16 protein-coding genes are annotated in these 15992 nt (G+C 34.0%); 15 read left to right on the top strand and 1 reads right to left on the bottom strand.

The window, feature by feature from the left end; translation table 11 throughout:
* Nucleotides 1-3 precede the first annotated feature (3 nt).
* Complete coding sequence (locus tag J2S15_RS02495; protein ID WP_307405163.1) at nt 4-1338, bottom strand: MATE family efflux transporter; 1335 nt, start codon at nt 1336-1338, stop codon at nt 4-6.
* Between the two features lie 323 nt (nt 1339-1661).
* Here J2S15_RS02495 and J2S15_RS02490 point away from each other — a divergent pair, with 323 nt between their 5' ends.
* The 15 genes from J2S15_RS02490 to fabZ all read left to right on the top strand — a co-directional run bounded on the left by J2S15_RS02490 (nt 1662) and on the right by fabZ (nt 15991).
* Nucleotides 1662-3545, top strand: coding sequence for a MucBP domain-containing protein (locus tag J2S15_RS02490; RefSeq protein WP_307405161.1), 1884 nt, complete (start codon nt 1662-1664; stop codon nt 3543-3545).
* Nucleotides 3546-3669: 124 nt separating this feature from the next.
* A complete protein-coding gene (locus J2S15_RS02485) occupies nt 3670-4197 on the top strand; it encodes a biotin transporter BioY (RefSeq protein WP_307405159.1) in 528 nt (175 codons plus the stop codon).
* A gap of 325 nt (nt 4198-4522) precedes the next feature.
* The gene (locus tag J2S15_RS02480) at nt 4523-5377 is read left to right on the top strand and encodes a DUF3800 domain-containing protein (RefSeq protein ID WP_307405157.1); all 855 of its coding nucleotides are present in this window, start codon (nt 4523-4525) and stop codon (nt 5375-5377) included.
* 405 nt (nt 5378-5782) lie between these two features.
* A complete protein-coding gene (locus tag J2S15_RS02475; protein ID WP_307405155.1) occupies nt 5783-6007 on the top strand; it encodes an acyl carrier protein in 225 nt (74 codons plus the stop codon).
* Between the two features lie 49 nt (nt 6008-6056).
* Complete coding sequence (gene accB / locus J2S15_RS02470) at nt 6057-6488, top strand: acetyl-CoA carboxylase biotin carboxyl carrier protein (RefSeq protein ID WP_307405153.1); 432 nt, start codon at nt 6057-6059, stop codon at nt 6486-6488.
* 8 nt (nt 6489-6496) lie between these two features.
* A complete protein-coding gene (accC, locus tag J2S15_RS02465) occupies nt 6497-7864 on the top strand; it encodes an acetyl-CoA carboxylase biotin carboxylase subunit (protein WP_307405151.1) in 1368 nt (455 codons plus the stop codon).
* The gene (accD, locus tag J2S15_RS02460; RefSeq protein WP_307405149.1) at nt 7848-8717 is read left to right on the top strand and encodes an acetyl-CoA carboxylase, carboxyltransferase subunit beta; all 870 of its coding nucleotides are present in this window, start codon (nt 7848-7850) and stop codon (nt 8715-8717) included. Before accC ends, accD begins: the two co-directional genes overlap by 17 nt.
* Nucleotide 8718: 1 nt before the next feature.
* On the top strand, nt 8719-9642 hold the full coding sequence (locus J2S15_RS02455) for an acetyl-CoA carboxylase carboxyltransferase subunit alpha (protein WP_307405147.1): 924 nt from the start codon (nt 8719-8721) through the stop codon (nt 9640-9642).
* 1 nt (nt 9643) lies between these two features.
* Nucleotides 9644-10612, top strand: a complete 969-nt coding sequence (locus J2S15_RS02450; RefSeq protein WP_307405145.1) for a beta-ketoacyl-ACP synthase III — start codon at nt 9644-9646, stop codon at nt 10610-10612.
* Nucleotides 10613-10624: 12 nt separating this feature from the next.
* Nucleotides 10625-11566 carry a nitronate monooxygenase gene (locus tag J2S15_RS02445; RefSeq protein ID WP_307405143.1) on the top strand — a complete coding sequence of 314 codons (942 nt, stop codon included), beginning with the start codon at nt 10625-10627 and terminating at the stop codon, nt 11564-11566.
* Entirely contained in the window at nt 11566-12654 is a 1089-nt protein-coding gene (locus J2S15_RS02440; protein ID WP_307405141.1) for an NAD(P)H-dependent flavin oxidoreductase, read from the top strand. The genes J2S15_RS02445 and J2S15_RS02440 overlap by 1 nt, the downstream gene beginning before the upstream one ends.
* Nucleotides 12651-13580, top strand: a complete 930-nt coding sequence (fabD, locus tag J2S15_RS02435) for an ACP S-malonyltransferase (protein WP_307405139.1) — start codon at nt 12651-12653, stop codon at nt 13578-13580. The genes J2S15_RS02440 and fabD overlap by 4 nt, the downstream gene beginning before the upstream one ends.
* On the top strand, nt 13573-14310 hold the full coding sequence (gene fabG / locus J2S15_RS02430) for a 3-oxoacyl-[acyl-carrier-protein] reductase (RefSeq protein ID WP_307405137.1): 738 nt from the start codon (nt 13573-13575) through the stop codon (nt 14308-14310). Before fabD ends, fabG begins: the two co-directional genes overlap by 8 nt.
* An 8-nt stretch (nt 14311-14318) precedes the next feature.
* Entirely contained in the window at nt 14319-15560 is a 1242-nt protein-coding gene (fabF, locus tag J2S15_RS02425; protein ID WP_307405135.1) for a beta-ketoacyl-ACP synthase II, read from the top strand.
* The gene (gene fabZ, locus J2S15_RS02420; protein ID WP_307405133.1) at nt 15560-15991 is read left to right on the top strand and encodes a 3-hydroxyacyl-ACP dehydratase FabZ; all 432 of its coding nucleotides are present in this window, start codon (nt 15560-15562) and stop codon (nt 15989-15991) included. The genes fabF and fabZ overlap by 1 nt, the downstream gene beginning before the upstream one ends.
* Nucleotide 15992: the final 1 nt, after the last annotated feature.

The following is a 15992-nucleotide window of genomic DNA, read 5'->3' as shown; positions in this document are numbered from 1 at the left end:
CCTTTAAACTGTTACTAATATTGATTTTTGACGTTTGGTGAAAAAGTACTGTGATAGTAGATAATGACATAGTTCACCAAAAAGAAATGATAAATAGATTCCATTAACTCCTAAAATTGGAGGAAGAATACAAAGAAATACTTGGATAAATCCAATACAACGTAAAAATGCTAGAAGTATAGATTCTTTTCCTTGTTCTGTTACTTGGAAGTAAAGAATATTAATTAAAACTAAACCAATAGGGAAAAAGGCTAAGAAATAATATTTCATCATATTAGATGCCATAGAAACAAGTTCAGGATTATTGGAAATAAAGATAGATGCTAAGGAAGATCCCCAAATGAATATTACTCCATAAATAATAGTTGTTAAGATTAGTGCAGTCTGCGAAGCAATTTTACGTACTGCTTTTACAATTTCTCCATTTCCTTTTCCATGATTAAAACTCATAATGGGTTGAGCACCTTGAGTTAGCCCAATTAAGACCATATTAAACATGGAACAAATATACATTACAATACTATAGTAAGAAATTCCAATAGTCCCTACATAGGAAAGTATGACAGCGTTAAAACTAAATGTTACTGCTGACTGACTGAACTCCATTAGAAATGATGGAAGACCATTCATTGTTATTTTCTTAAGAGTAACTTTATCCCAGACAACTTTACCAAGCTGTAATACTCGATTCTTTTGTAAGAAGTGGGTTAAGAATATTAACACTGATACACTTTGTCCGATTCCTGTCGCAATTGCAGCTCCAGCAATCCCCATATCAAACTCCATAATGAATAAGTAATCTAAAACAATATTAATAACAGTACCTGCAAGCGTTCCTGCCAGTTCTCGATTAGGTGCATTATCATTACGTACGAAAATACTCAACCCTAATCCTGGTAGATAGATGATTCCAAAAAGTGAAATCCACCAGATATAGTCACTTGCATAAGAAAGTAAATTTGCATCAGCTCCAAGAAGTTGACATGTTTGAGTTGGGAATATTAGTACAAGAAGATTAAGTATTGTACTTAAAATAATTAATAAATAAATACTTTGAAGAAATATACTATTAGCAGTAGTATAATCCTTACGTCCCTTTGCAGCTGAAAACTGTGTTGCTCCACCAATTGCGATTAGCATTGTAATTGCTATTTGAAACATAATGAATGGATAGACAATGTTGATTGCACCAAGTGCACTGTCTCCAACACCTCTACCAACGAAAATACCATCAACGATATTGTAGAGAGATGACACTACCATACCAATGACTGCCGGAATTGCATACTTTGCAAATTCCTTTCTGATTGTTTTGTTTTGATTGTTGACTTTTAACATAAAAAAGTACCTCCTATAAGTCGGTACGATGGTGCAAAAAAGATAATAAAAGGATAAACAAATCCTTCAATACAGTGGCTTACCATCGTAATGAAATATTCGCTTATCCGGTATAGTTATTGGAGTTATACCTCCGCGTCAGTTACTTATTGTAACATACAAAGATTCAATGTCAATATTTACAGGCGGAAAAAACTCATAAACTAGAAAATAAAAATAAATATAAAAATATATGTAAAAAATGAACGATTTAGGTGATTTATCCGTCTAAATTAAGTAGAAAGAGAATTATTATGTTTTGAATAATAGTTAGAGGGCAAAAAATGAAGAAGACATTTTTAGGTTTATTAGTATTTTTTGTTACGATTGTAGCAAGTGTTACAGTTATTGATGCGGCGGCAATAACTGTAGATGATTTTGATCCAGATTATGCAATGGTAAAGAATAATTTATTAATTGATGCAACACCAGACGATGTGGATTTAGAGATAAGCGTAGGTGGACTTGGTAGTGATGGTACAGAGCATAACTTAACGTATTTCACAAAAGAACAGGTACAAAATAATTCTGCAGGATTATCTTATGTAGCTAGATACTATATGTTTCAGGGTAATATTAGAAACTATGGTGGTGGTAAAGTTATTATTCCAGATACAAATGATATGAATGCTAGTTCTTATATTCAAGTTAGGTATCCACAAGCAGGGACATATAATGGAGAAAAAGTAAGTGCAGTTTTGACTTTTTCTAATTTGATTCAAAATACAACAAATCAACCTTCAACAGAGTTTTATTTCTCTAATAATTTATATGGAGGATATACTTTAGAAGGATTAAATTATTATGAACTATCTATAGAATTCTTTTATTTAGATAGTGGAGATATGGTTAGTTTAGAAGGTAATAGTTATATTACATTTGCCAGCTTAAATGGTGGATATATTCAGGATGCGGATCGTCGTGAATATGTAGGGTATGAGAATATGGATTCTTATCCATACTACTTAGCTGAAGGCGCAGTTGTTGAAGAATATACAAATCGCTATACACACTCAGGAATGGTAGTTGGTGGTGGACCTTATACTGACTATCAATTCAATGATACACTAGGTTCTTCAAATTTCTATAAGTCAGGTGTATCGTTTCAGGTAGCAGGAGATAAACTTAATTTCTATATCGGTGCAGAACGTCAATCTACTTGGACAAGTATTTTCTCTGCAACTGTATTTGGATATATTGATCCTGTTACAAAAGAAGTTTTGAATGAGCAAGATGTAGATATTGATGAAACAAGGGTAACTACTGGAGATACTTTGAAATATAAGATTAACCAGAGACTACCAATATTAGGATCAGAAACTTTAAGAAAATATGAATCTTTAGTTTTATCTGATACTCTTACAGATGATTTGGAATTTACAACAGCATATTTAATTGATGAGAATGGTAATGTCTTAGTAAGTTATGAAGACACTGATGCAACAGCATTAGCTAACTATGGTGAAATTACTTATGATGAAACAACAAATACAGTAAAATTTACTGCAGCGTCTGCATTTGTTGGTGTGGATGCAAATTACTCTCAAAACTATTCATTAGTAATTGAAACAAAGGTGCTTACTGATGAATTTGATACTATGCGTTATGAAATAGAAAATAGTGCAACATCAGTAATCAATACTTTTGAACAGTCTAGTAACACAGTTATGAATTATCTGGCAAAAGGAAAAGTTACAGAATACCATGTAGATACTGAAGGAAACGACTTAACAGAGCCAAAAGAACATATAGACTTAATTGATCAAATCTATAACACTACTCCAAAAGAATTTGATGGATATGAGTTAGTTATCGTGCCAAGCAATGCAACAGGACCATTTTTAGATGAGGACCAAACGGTTACTTATGTTTACAAACTAATTGAAGAAGAAACAGATAATCCAAAGGATCTAGATGATACAGATAAAACTGATGACAATGAAGATGATGAAACTCCACAAACACCTGACAATGATGGAGAAGATGATACAACAACTACATCGCCTGAGAAGCAGCCAGGAGTTACTGTAGAGGGAAATGAAACAACCGCTACAACAACTTCACCTTATACTGGTGATACAACAAATCAGCTTATATGGGGACTGCTAGCAGTAGGTGCTTTCTCGATTGTAATTTACTTAAAAAGAAAACAATCAGTAAATAGATAAGAATAGAATGGAAAGTCATGAAAATGGCTTTTCTTTTTTTGTTGATTGTAAACTTGTGTGGAAATAAATATTTACAATCAACATGGTAAGTGATATTCTTATTTACAGGTTATGAGGTGTGATTATGAAATTAACAGTTAAGGATATGACATATTGTTCATTATTTGCAGTATTACTAGCAGTAGGTGCTTTTATTAAAATACCAATATCAATTGTTCCAATTACTTTGCAGACATTATTTGTGATATTGGCAGGATTATTATTAGGAAAGAAACGAGCAGCTATATCGGTATTATTATATATATTAATTGGATTGATAGGATTACCAGTATTTTCTTCTGGTGGAGGATTGGGATATATCATTCATCCCACCTTTGGATATCTTTTAGGATTTATATTTGCTGCATATGTAGTTGGTGTATTAAGTGAAAATAGAAACTCATTTCTTCAGTTATGTATAATAGCAGTTCTTGGAATGTTATTAATTTATCTTTGTGGTTTTCTATATTTCTGTTTCATCCAGAATATTTATTTTGGAAAAGGAATTACATTTGGATGGATGTTTTATTATTTATTTTTAGTATATTTACCAGGTGATTTGATCTCATGTCTGGTAGCAGTTACGATAAAGCAACGAATAGGGAAATTGTAGACTATTAGAAAAATTGTGGAAATATATATATATTATTAGGATAAAATAATGAAGCAGTTAATAATATAGTAAGGACAAATTAAACTAAATATTAAGATAGTTAATTTGATAGATTTAATAAATAATATGTATGGAACATCGCTGAGAGACGAATAGGTGTGGAGAAATGTAGTTGAATTTATAAGGATGTAAACATAATAACATTTAGGATTTACCCTTATAATTAATTTATAGTAAAGTTATTTTCAAAATAACTTTAGTTCTAAAGTAGTATACGATTTCCATTACATTTTTACTATAGTGATAATAAATTCTGGAGGATGATATGTGGAGAGAAAAACCAACAGTAATAACTTCATGTCCTATAAATATAACGCATATTGCGTTTATGGATGAAAATGGTAATGTTAATATGAAAAATGTAATTAATCATATTGAAAATAATGTTGAGTTAGATTTAGGTTCAAGTCATTTCTGTTTAACATCTGTTCTAATTAATAGAGAAAATTTAACTAAAATAGGAAAAGAAATAAAGTTTATCAAAACAAAACACTGGGGAAATAAAGCTACTTATCTATATGGGAACGAGGAAAAACAAGTATGCTTTCATTCTAGAGATATAAGAATGCAAAAGGGTCCTTTCAATCAAACTAAAATAAATTCTCAAAAGTTCATGAATGATTTGAATCAATTAATGAAGAAATTACCAATTTCTATAACAAGTTGTTGCATAGATAAAGTTTTTTTATACAAAATAGGTGGGAATTTAGTTAAAAGTCCTTATACTATAGCAGTTACAAAAATTTTAGAAACACTTGTAACAGTACAACTCAAAACATCTGATAAGGCACTAATTATATTAGAGTCTAGAGGGAAAAAGGAAGACTGCAAATTGTTAAATGAAGTAGTAGATTTAATTGAATTCGGGACTTCATCAGTAAGTATTAATCAATTTAATAAAATAGTTGGTGTATATTTTAATCCCAAACGTGTTAGTAAAGATATTCATAAAGCAAGTGCTACTTTTTGGGGATTGGAAATTGCTGATTTATGTTCTTATCCAATTTATAAAAAATATCGAGGTGGTCAATCGGATACTAGTTTTTTATTAATAGAGAGAAAAATACATGGGTATCCGGACTATTTAAACAAAGGAATGATAGTGATAGGAAAAGATTGATAAAATATAATAATTATATTTGACTGAGGTTGTGGCAAATGTTATATTATAGACGTAAGGACATAGTCCATACTAATTAGGATCGCAGTAGGCGGTCGGAAAAGTCGTTATTATGTAACGGCTTTTTTTTCTGGAAATTTGATTAATGAGAATATTTATTTTGAAAAAGGAATTACATTTGGATGGATGTTTTATTATTTATTTTTAGTATATTTACCAGGTGATTTGATCTCATGTCTGGTAGCGGTTACGATAAAGCAACGAATAGGGAAAATGTAAATATGACAAAAATGCTTGCGATAACATGCAAGTATTTTTTTGTAAAAAATGTTTACTTTGATATTCAAAGTATGTATAATAGGAATAGCTTTGATATTCAAAGCTTTGTTCTAGGAGGAATATATAATGATTGAAGATATTAAAAGAGTTTTAGTGGAAGCAATTAATGTAGATGAAAATGATGTTAAACCAGAAGCTAATTTAAAAGACGATTTAGGAATTGATTCTCTAGCAGCAGTTGAGCTTGCATTAGAATTAGAAACAGAATTTGATGTACGCATCGAAGACGAAGAGTTAGCTAAATTAGAAACGGTACAAGATATCATCGACACGATAAACGCAAAGAAGTAAACCAGAAGCTAAGTTATCTTAGCTTTTTATATAAATGAGGAGATAAGTTATGGATACAACTAAAATCAAGCAAATTATTGCTTTATTTGAAGAAAGTTCAGTCGCAAAGATGGATTTAGAAATTGATGATATAAAAATCAGTCTGGAAAAACCAAAAGCAGAAGTAAGTTATGTACAGGCAGCACCAGTTGCTGCTGCACCGATAGCTGCTCCATCTTTGGAAACTCAAAAGGAGTCACAGGTAGTCGGGGAAGCAATCAAGAGTCCACTTGTAGGTACTTACTATGCAGCACCAGCAGAAGGTGAAGATACATTTGTTAGTGTTGGTAAGAAAGTGAAACAAGGAGATACTCTTTGTATTATTGAAGCAATGAAAGTAATGAATGAAATCAAAGCAGAGAAAGATGGAACAATTGTAGATATTTCTGTAAAGAATGGAGATATGATTCAATTTGATGATGTACTGATGTACATTGAGTAGGTGTTATTATGATTAAGAAAATCTTAATTGCGAATCGTGGTGAAATTGCAGTAAGAATCATTCGTACCTGTAAAGAGATGGGAATTGCCAGTGTTGCAATTTATTCAACTGCAGATAAGGATGCACTGCACACACAGATTGCAGATGAAGCAATCTGTGTAGGAAACGCCAAAGTAAGTGATTCGTATTTAAATATGAATAATATCATTCAGGCAGCGTGTAACAGTGGCTGTGATGCCATCCATCCAGGGTTTGGTTTTTTAAGTGAGAATCCAAAGTTTGCTCGACTTGTGAAACAATGTGGGCTTATTTTTATTGGACCGGATGCATCAATTATTGAGAAGTTAGGTAATAAAAGTGCAGCTCGTAAAATGATGATGGAAGCAGGGGTGCCTGTTATTCCAGGATCAAAAGAAATACTAAGTTCCGTTGACCAGGGTGTTAAACTAGCGAATGAAATGGGTTATCCAGTAATTGTGAAAGCTTCCAGTGGAGGAGGCGGACGTGGTATGCGTATCGTCTGGGAAGAGGAAGAGTTTGAAAATGCTTTTCATAGTGCTAAAAGTGAAGCGAAAGTTTGTTTTGGTGATGATGATGTTTATTTAGAAAAGTATTTAGAAAATCCCAAACATATCGAAGTTCAGTTAATGGGTGATCAATTTGGAAATGTAATTCATTTATTTGAACGAGATTGCTCGTTCCAAAGAAGAAATCAGAAAATGATTGAGGAAGCTCCATGTTATGTACTGGATGAAACTGTAAGAGCGAATATGTTAGCTTCGGCTGTTGCTGCGTGTAAATATGTAGGATACAACAGTGTAGGTACTATAGAGTTCTTATTAGATAAACATAATAACTATTATTTCATGGAAATGAATACAAGAATTCAAGTGGAACATCCAATTACTGAAATGATTACTGGGGTGGATATTGTGAAACATCAGATTCGTATAGCTAGTGGAATGCCACTGAAATACAAACAAGAAGATATTACCTGCAATAGATATTCTTTGGAATGTCGTATTAATGCTGAAAATATCGCAAAAGATTTTGCGCCATCACCTGGAAAGATTAACTTCTTACATATCCCTGGAGGACGTGGTGTTCGTAATGATAGTGCAGTGTATTGTGGTTATGAAATTCCACCATTCTATGATTCAATGATTCTAAAACTGATTACCTTTGCGCCAACTCGGCTAGAGTGTATCAAGAAAATGCGTAATGCGTTATCAGAGTTAATTATTGATGGTGTACAGACAAACATTGAATTTCATTATCTTGTACTGCATAGTACGAAATTTGTTGAAGGAAAATATGATACTGGATATGCCCAAGAGTATATAAAGGAGTTGAAGGAAAATGGAGAATTTATTTAAGAAAAGACAAGAGCGTTTGAATATTTTTCAAAATGCTCGTAAAAAGATTGTTCATCAGGCTCCTAAAAGAGAAATTCCAGATAATGTTTTTAAGACATGTGATAAATGTAATGACAATATTCCATATAGTGAATTTATTGAAAATCATTATGTTTGTCCACGATGTGGATATCACTTGAAAATTAGTGCAAGAGAGAGACTTCGTCAAATCATTGATGATAATACATTCAAAGAATTTGATAAAGATGCAACAAGTAAAAATGAAGAAAACTTTATTGGTTATGATGATAAATTAGATAAATATAAAAGAGCGACTGGATTAAAAGAAGCAGTAGTGTGTGGAGTAGGAAGAATCAATCATCAAAAAGTTGCGATAGCAGTAATGGATTCCAACTTTATGATGGGAAGTATGGGAGAAGTTGTAGGAGAAAAAATTACTCGTACAATTGAATATGCAACAAAAAAGAAATTACCATTAATTATCAGTTGTACAAGTGGTGGAGCCAGAATGCAGGAAGGAATTATGTCTTTAATGCAGATGGCTAAGACAAGCAGTGCAATTAAACGTTTTAGTGATCGTGGAGGATTGTATATTTCGATTCTTACCAATCCAACAACCGGAGGCGTCAGTGCGAGTTTCGCAATGCTGGGAGATATTATACTAGCAGAACCAGATGCACTTATTGGATTTGCTGGTAGACGGGTAATTGAGAAAACAATCAATGAAGTATTACCTCCGGATTTCCAACGTGCAGAATTTTTGCTTGAGAAAGGATTTGTGGATCAAATTGTTGAACGTAAAGATATGAAACAGACGTTAAGTGATTTGGTTGCATTTCATATAGGTAAATAATATGAATTTGAGAGAGTGTGAAATATTAATTAAAAGTCTTGAAGCTGAAAAAGCGAAAATTGAAGACGTAAATACAACATATTATGATGAACTTGATGCACAGATCAAACGAATTCAAAGAGAGACATACAATAATTTAAGTGCATGGGATCGTGTATATCTTGCAAGACATGCTGATCGTCCCAAAGCGCAGGATTATATTGAATTATTGTTTGATAATTTCTATGAGTTGCATGGAGATCGTGGGGTAAGAGATGATAAAGCATTAATTGGTGGGATTGCATACTTTGATGGTATTCCAGTAACAGTACTGGCTCAGGCAAAAGGGAAAACAACCCAAGACAATATTGAACGTAACTTTGGGATGATGAATCCAGAAGGTTATCGTAAAGCGTTACGTCTTGCGAAACAGGCCGAGAAGTTCAATCGCCCAATTATTAATATCGTGGATACATCAGGAGCATTTCCTGGTAAGGAAGCAGAAGAAAGAGGACAGGCGCAAGCGATTGCAGATTGCTTGTATACCTTCTCTAATCTTGAAGTTCCAATTATTAGTATTGTAATTGGTGAAGGTGGTAGTGGAGGTGCATTGGCTCTTAGTGTTGCTGATCGTTTGGCAATGTTGGAGAATGCAATCTACTCGATTTTATCACCAGAAGGATTTGCTTCTATTTTGTGGAAAGATGAAGGTCGTGCTCAAGAAGCAGCAGAAGTTATGAAATTAACTTCATATGATTTGTTGAGTAAGAAAGTTATTGACGCAATTATTAAGGAACCATTAGGTGGAGCTCAGGAATGTATTGAATATGTTGTTGAAAATATGAAGACATATATTGCTCAGGAATTAAAAGATTTAAGAAAGATGAAAACGAAAGATTTAGTAGATAAACGATATACTAAGTTTCGTAAAATAGGAACATTGTAATATGAAAAACAGGAAAATATTAGGAAGTGGATATGCTGTTGGTAAAGAAATTGTTAGCAATGAAGATTTCGAAAAAATTTTAGATACTAGTGATGAATGGATTAGCAGTCGTACAGGTATTAAGACACGAAGAGTAAGTCCTGATGAAAACAGTAGTGACTTAGGATATCGTGCAGCCCTTATGGCAATTGAAGAAGCTAACATAAGTAAAGAAGATATTGATCTGATTATTGTTGCTACAATTACTCCAGACAACATTACACCATCATGTGCTAGTTTGATTCAGGATAAATTAGGGTTGAATGAACAAACGATAATGGCATTTGATATGAGTGCAGCATGTACTGGATTTGTTTATGCATTACAAACGGCATCTTATATGCTGAGTGATTATAAATGCGCACTGGTAATAGGTGTTGATGTAAATAGCAAACTTATGGATTACACAGACCGTAATACTTCTATATTGTTTGGTGATGGTGCAGGTGCAGTTATTATGAAACAGGAAAATTGTAATAATGTAATGTATCATTATGCAAATAGTACTGGAGATCATGAAGGTTTTCTTCAGGGAAGTGGACTTGTTTTGCCTAAACCACTACAAAATGGAAGTCGTGAAGTTGGTTTCCTAAAACAAAATGGAAGTGAAGTATTTCGTTTTGCAGTAAAAGCACTAGAAGAAGCAGTTATAGAAGTGTTGAAAAAAGCTGGTAAAGATTTAGATGAAATAGACTATATCATTCCACATCAGGCAAACATTCGCATTATCCGCAATGTAGCAAAACGAATGAAACTAAGTGATGATAAGTTTTATACCAACTTAGATAAGTATGGAAATACTTCGGGTGGAAGTATTCCAATTGCTTTAGCAGAAGCGATGAAAGAAAACATAATCAAACCTGGGATGAAAATCATAATGGTTGGTTTTGGCGGTGGATTTACATATGCTGCCTCGTATATCGAATTATAAGGAGAGAAATGTATGTTATTACATAAGATGTTGAATATTAAATATCCAATTATTCAGGGTGCAATGGCGAACATTGCAACAGCAGAGTTTGCAGCAGCAGTGAGTAATGCAGGTGGACTTGGAATTATTGGTACAGGAGCAATGAGCGTTGAGGAAGCACAGTTATCCATTCATAAGTGCAAACAACTAACAGATAAACCATTTGGTGTAAACGTGATGATGATGAACCCATATACCAAAGAAATCATGGAAATGATTGCTGAAGAAAAAGTGGCTGTAGTCACAACAGGAGCAGGAAATCCTGGAGTGTATATGGAGATGTTGAAAGCATCAGGAGCAAAAGTATTTCCTGTTGTTCCTAGTGTCGCTTTGGGAATTCGTATGGAACGCTCAGGTGCAGATGCATTAATTGTAGAAGGTGGAGAAGCAGGAGGTCACGTTGGTGAACAAACAACAATGGCGCTTGTACCACAAGTTGTTGATGCAGTTAGTATTCCTGTAATTGCAGCAGGTGGGATTGCGGATGGACGTGGTTTCAACGCAGCGTTATCATTAGGAGCAATTGGAGTTCAGGTAGGTACTTGTTTATTACTTGCTCACGAATGTCCAATTCATGAAAATTATAAAAAAGCTGTGATGAAGGCAAAAGATACAGATACTGTAGTAACTGGAAGAAGTTTAAGCTCTCCAGTTCGTGTATTAAAGAATAAGATGACAAGAGAACATTTGAAGATAGAAGCGGAAGCAGGCAATCGTGAAGAGTTAGAAAAACTAACCTTAGGTGCGCTTCGTAAAGCTGTTTTCGAAGGTGATATGCAGTATGGATCAGTGATGTTAGGTCAAATTGCTGGAATGTGTAAAGAAGAGAAATCATTAAAAGAAATCTTAGACACAATGATGAGTGACGCTAAGAAAGAATTACAGTCATTAATTATGAAACATGAGGAATTGTAATGATAAAAGAACTAAAAATTAAAGATAAGGTATTATCGTTTCCATTAATTCAAGGTGGAATGGGTGTTGGTGTTTCCTTATCAAATCTTGCTGGTGCAGTTATGAGTGAAGGATGTATGGGAGTTATTAGTGCTGCGCATCCTGGTTATCGTAAAGATTACTTTCGCAAAGAATCACTGAAAGCAAACTGTGAAGCGATTATAGAAGAAGTAAAAAAAGCTAAAGATATAGCCTGCGGCAAAGGACTTCTTGGAATTAATATTATGGCAGCCAGCAAAGATTATGTAGAGTATGTAAAAGCGGCAGTTATGGCAAAAGTAGATGCAATTATATCTGGTGCTGGATTACCATTAGATTTACCGAAATATGTAGATGATGAATCCATCTTATTAGCACCAATCGTATCAAGTGGAAAAGCTGCTCGATTGATTTGTAAGGTATGGGATAAACGCCATCAGACAACACCTGACTTTGTGGTAATTGAAGGTAGTGAAGCTGGAGGACATCTAGGGTTTAAAAAAGAAGATCTTATTGATGATACTTGTGAATCAATCGAAAAGATTTATGAAGATGTAAAAGCTGAACTGAAACCGTATCAAGAAAAGTATGAAAAAGATATCCCAGTATTTGTTGCTGGTGGAATCTTCACAGGTGAAGATATTGCTCATTACTTACAATTAGGAGCAGATGGAGTTCAGATGGGAACTCGCTTTATCGCAACTAATGAATGTGATGCTGATATCGCATTTAAACAAGCAGTAGTTGCTGCAAGTGAAGATACAATCGAAATAGTTCAAAGTCCAACAGGATTTCCTGGTCGAGGAATTATGAATGACTTTATGCGTAAAAATAAGGAACGTGGAAATATCACAATTCGTAAATGTCTGAATTGTCTAACACCATGTACACCAGAAGATACGCCTTATTGTATCAGCGAAGCACTGATACAATCAGCGAAAGGAAATATTAATAATGGACTTGTGTTTGTAGGAAGTAATGCAAGTAGAGTGGATAAAATTGTATCTGTAAAAGAACTGATTGAAGAATTAAAAACTTCTACTTACAAAGCGTTAGGAGAGACAGTATGAAAATAGGATTTTTATTTGCTGGTCAAGGATCTCAACATATAGGAATGGGAAAAGACCTATACGATAACTATGAAGAAGCTAAGAATGTCTTTGACAATGTATCACTAGATTACGATGTAAAAGATTTATGTTTCAATGGACCAGAAGAGATGTTAAATGATACAGCGTATGCACAAAGTAGTATGTTAACGACTTCGGTAGCGATTGCTGAAGTTGTTAAGGCACAAGGAATTGTACCTGAGTATGTAGCAGGTTTAAGTCTAGGTGAATATAGTGCATTATGTTTTGCAGGTGCATTTGATGTAAATACAGCAGCTCATATTACTAGAGAACGTGGAAAGATTATGGCCAATGCTTTACCAAAAGGTACAAGTGGAATGGCTGCAATACTAAATCTTGATGAACAAGTAATCGCAAGTGTTTGTGAAGAAGTTGCAAAAGACTATGGTGTTTGCCAGATTGCTAATTACAATTGTCCGGGACAAATTGTAATTACTGGTACAAGTACTGCAATTGAAAAAGCATGTGAACTACTTTTAGAAAAAGGAGCAAGACGTGCAATACCGCTAAATGTGAGTGGGGCATTTCATTCTTCATTATTAGAAGATGCTTCTAAAGAGTTAAACCAAGTGTTGAAACAATTTGATATTTCAAGACCTGAAATAAAAGTAGTGTATAACATTAGTGGTAAAGAAGAGAGCGAAGATGTTACAGATATCCTTACAAAGCAGATTAAGTCGAGTGTGTACTTTATGCAATCGATACAATATATGATTGATCAAGGAGTTGATACCTTTATTGAGATTGGACCTGGATCAGCATTAAAAGGATTTGTGAGAAAAATTAGTCGTGATGTCAAAGTATACAGTGTAGAAAACACAGATACATTAAATAAAATGTTAGATGAGGTGAGAGCAAATGGATAAGAAAGTAGCGTTAATAACTGGTGCAAGTCAGGGAATAGGTAGAACAATTGCAATTAAGATGGCAGAAGAAGGTTACAATATTGTAATTAATTATATTGGTGATGAAACAAATGCAATCGAAGTAAGTAAAGAATGTGAAGCACATGGAGTAGAAACCCTTTGTGTAATGGCAGATGTTACAAACTTTGAAGCAGTTGGAGAAATGTTTGCAACAATACTGGATAAGTTTGGGAAAATTGATGTATTGGTAAACAACTCAGGTATCACAAAAGATACATTATTGTTGCGTATGAGTGAAGCAGATTTTGATTCAGTTATTGATGTAAACCTAAAAGGAACATTCAACTGTATTAAGCATGCTGCAAAACCAATGATGAAACAACGTAGTGGTTCCATCATTAGTATGGCAAGTGTAATTGGGTTGATTGGAAATGTTGGTCAGGCAAATTATGCAGCAAGTAAAGCTGGTATTATTGGTTTAACAAAGTCAGTAGCTAGAGAATTAGCACCTAGAGGAATTCGTGCAAATGCAGTTGCTCCAGGATTCATCTCAACTAAGATGACAGATGTATTAGATGAAAAAGTAAAAAATGCTATTTTAAGTAACATTCCATTAAATGATTTTGGTACAATGGAAGATGTAGCAGACATGGTTTGCTTCTTAGCAAGTGATAAAAGTCGTTATGTAACTGGTCAAGTATTAAACGTTGACGGTGGAATGGTAATGTAGGTGAAACTATGAAAAGAAGAGTAGTAATTACAGGATTAGGAGCACTTACACCAATCGGAAATACCGTAAGTGATACATGGTCAGGAATTCGTGAAGGTAAATGTGGAATTGATAAAATTACCCATTTTGATACAACGGAATTCAAAGCAAAACTTGCTGGTGAAATTAAAGACTTAGATATGGAACAATATTTTAGTAAACGTGATTTAAAATTTAATGATCGTTTTACTCAATTAGCTAGAATCGCTGCGAAGCAAGCAATGGAAGATTCAGCATTAGATGTAACTGCAATTGATGCCAATCGTTTTGGTGTAATTATTGCATCTGGGATTGGTGGAATTGAATCGATTGAGAATGCACAGGATACACTTAATGATCGTGGACCATCTAGAGTATCACCATTCTTTATTCCTATGGCACTAGTAAATCTGGCAGCAGGGAATGTAGCAATTGATGTTGGTGCAAAAGGACATTGTTCTTCACAAGTGACTGCATGTGCTGCAGGAAGTAATGCAATCGGTGAAGCATTCCATAAGATTCGTGATGGATATGAAGATGTAATGTTAGCAGGTGGTAGTGAAGCAAGTATTACGCCACTGGCAATTGCTGGGTTTGCTTCCATGCGTGCACTGCATACAGGTGAAGATCCAACACGCGCCAGTATTCCATTTGACAAAGACCGTAGTGGATTTGTTATGGGTGAAGGTGCTGGAGTATTAGTTCTGGAAGAACTTGAACAAGCAAAAAAACGTAATGCGAAAATATATGCAGAAATTATAGGATATGGATCTAGTTGTGATGCTCATCATATTACTGCACCAATAGATGATGGTAGTGGTGGAGCACAGGCAATGGTTCGTGCGATTGACGATGCAAATATATCTGCTGATAAAGTTTCTTATATTAATGCTCATGGTACAAGTACACCACTAAATGATAAGACCGAAACAATGGCAATTAAAAGTGCATTTAAGGATCATGCATATAACCTTGCAGTTTCATCTACGAAATCAAACACAGGTCACTTATTAGGTGCATCTGGAGCAGTAGAAGCAATTATTACTTTAAAGGCAGTACAGGAAAATTTCATTCCTGCGACAATCAATTATCAAAATAGTGATGAAGATTGTGATTTGGATATTGTACCTAATAAAGGTAGAGAAGAAGAAGTAAACTGTGCAATGAGTAATTCTCTTGGATTTGGTGGACATAATGTTTCATTAATTTTCAAGAAATGGGAGGAAGCATAATGTTATATAACTCAAATCAAATACAGGAAATTATTCCTCATCGTTATCCATTCTTACTGGTTGATGTAATTGAAGAAATCAGTGAAGATGGTTTAACTATTATTGGAAAGAAATGTGTTAGCGCAAATGAAATGCAGTTCTTAGGACATTTTCCTCAAAAACATGTGATGCCTGGGGTGTTAATTGTAGAAGCATTGGCTCAAACGGGTTGTGTTCTATTATTATCAAAAGAAGAAAACAAAGGTAAAATTGGTTTTTTTGCAGGTATTAATAAAATGAGATTTAAACGTCAGGTAATTCCTGGTGATGTATTAACAATGAAAGTAACGCTTACAAATCAACGTGCAGGTATTTACTTTGCAGATGTTGAAGCGAGCGTAGAAGGACAGATTGCCGTAAAAGGTGAAATCATGTGCGCTGTAGGAGAATAGT

Origin of the sequence: Breznakia pachnodae (assembly GCF_030814225.1) — a bacterium.
GTDB classification, from domain to species: domain Bacteria; phylum Bacillota_I; class Bacilli_A; order Erysipelotrichales; family Erysipelotrichaceae; genus Breznakia; species Breznakia pachnodae.
The sequence above is the reverse complement of the archived record's forward strand: the minus strand, read 5'-3'. Positions and strand labels throughout refer to the sequence as shown.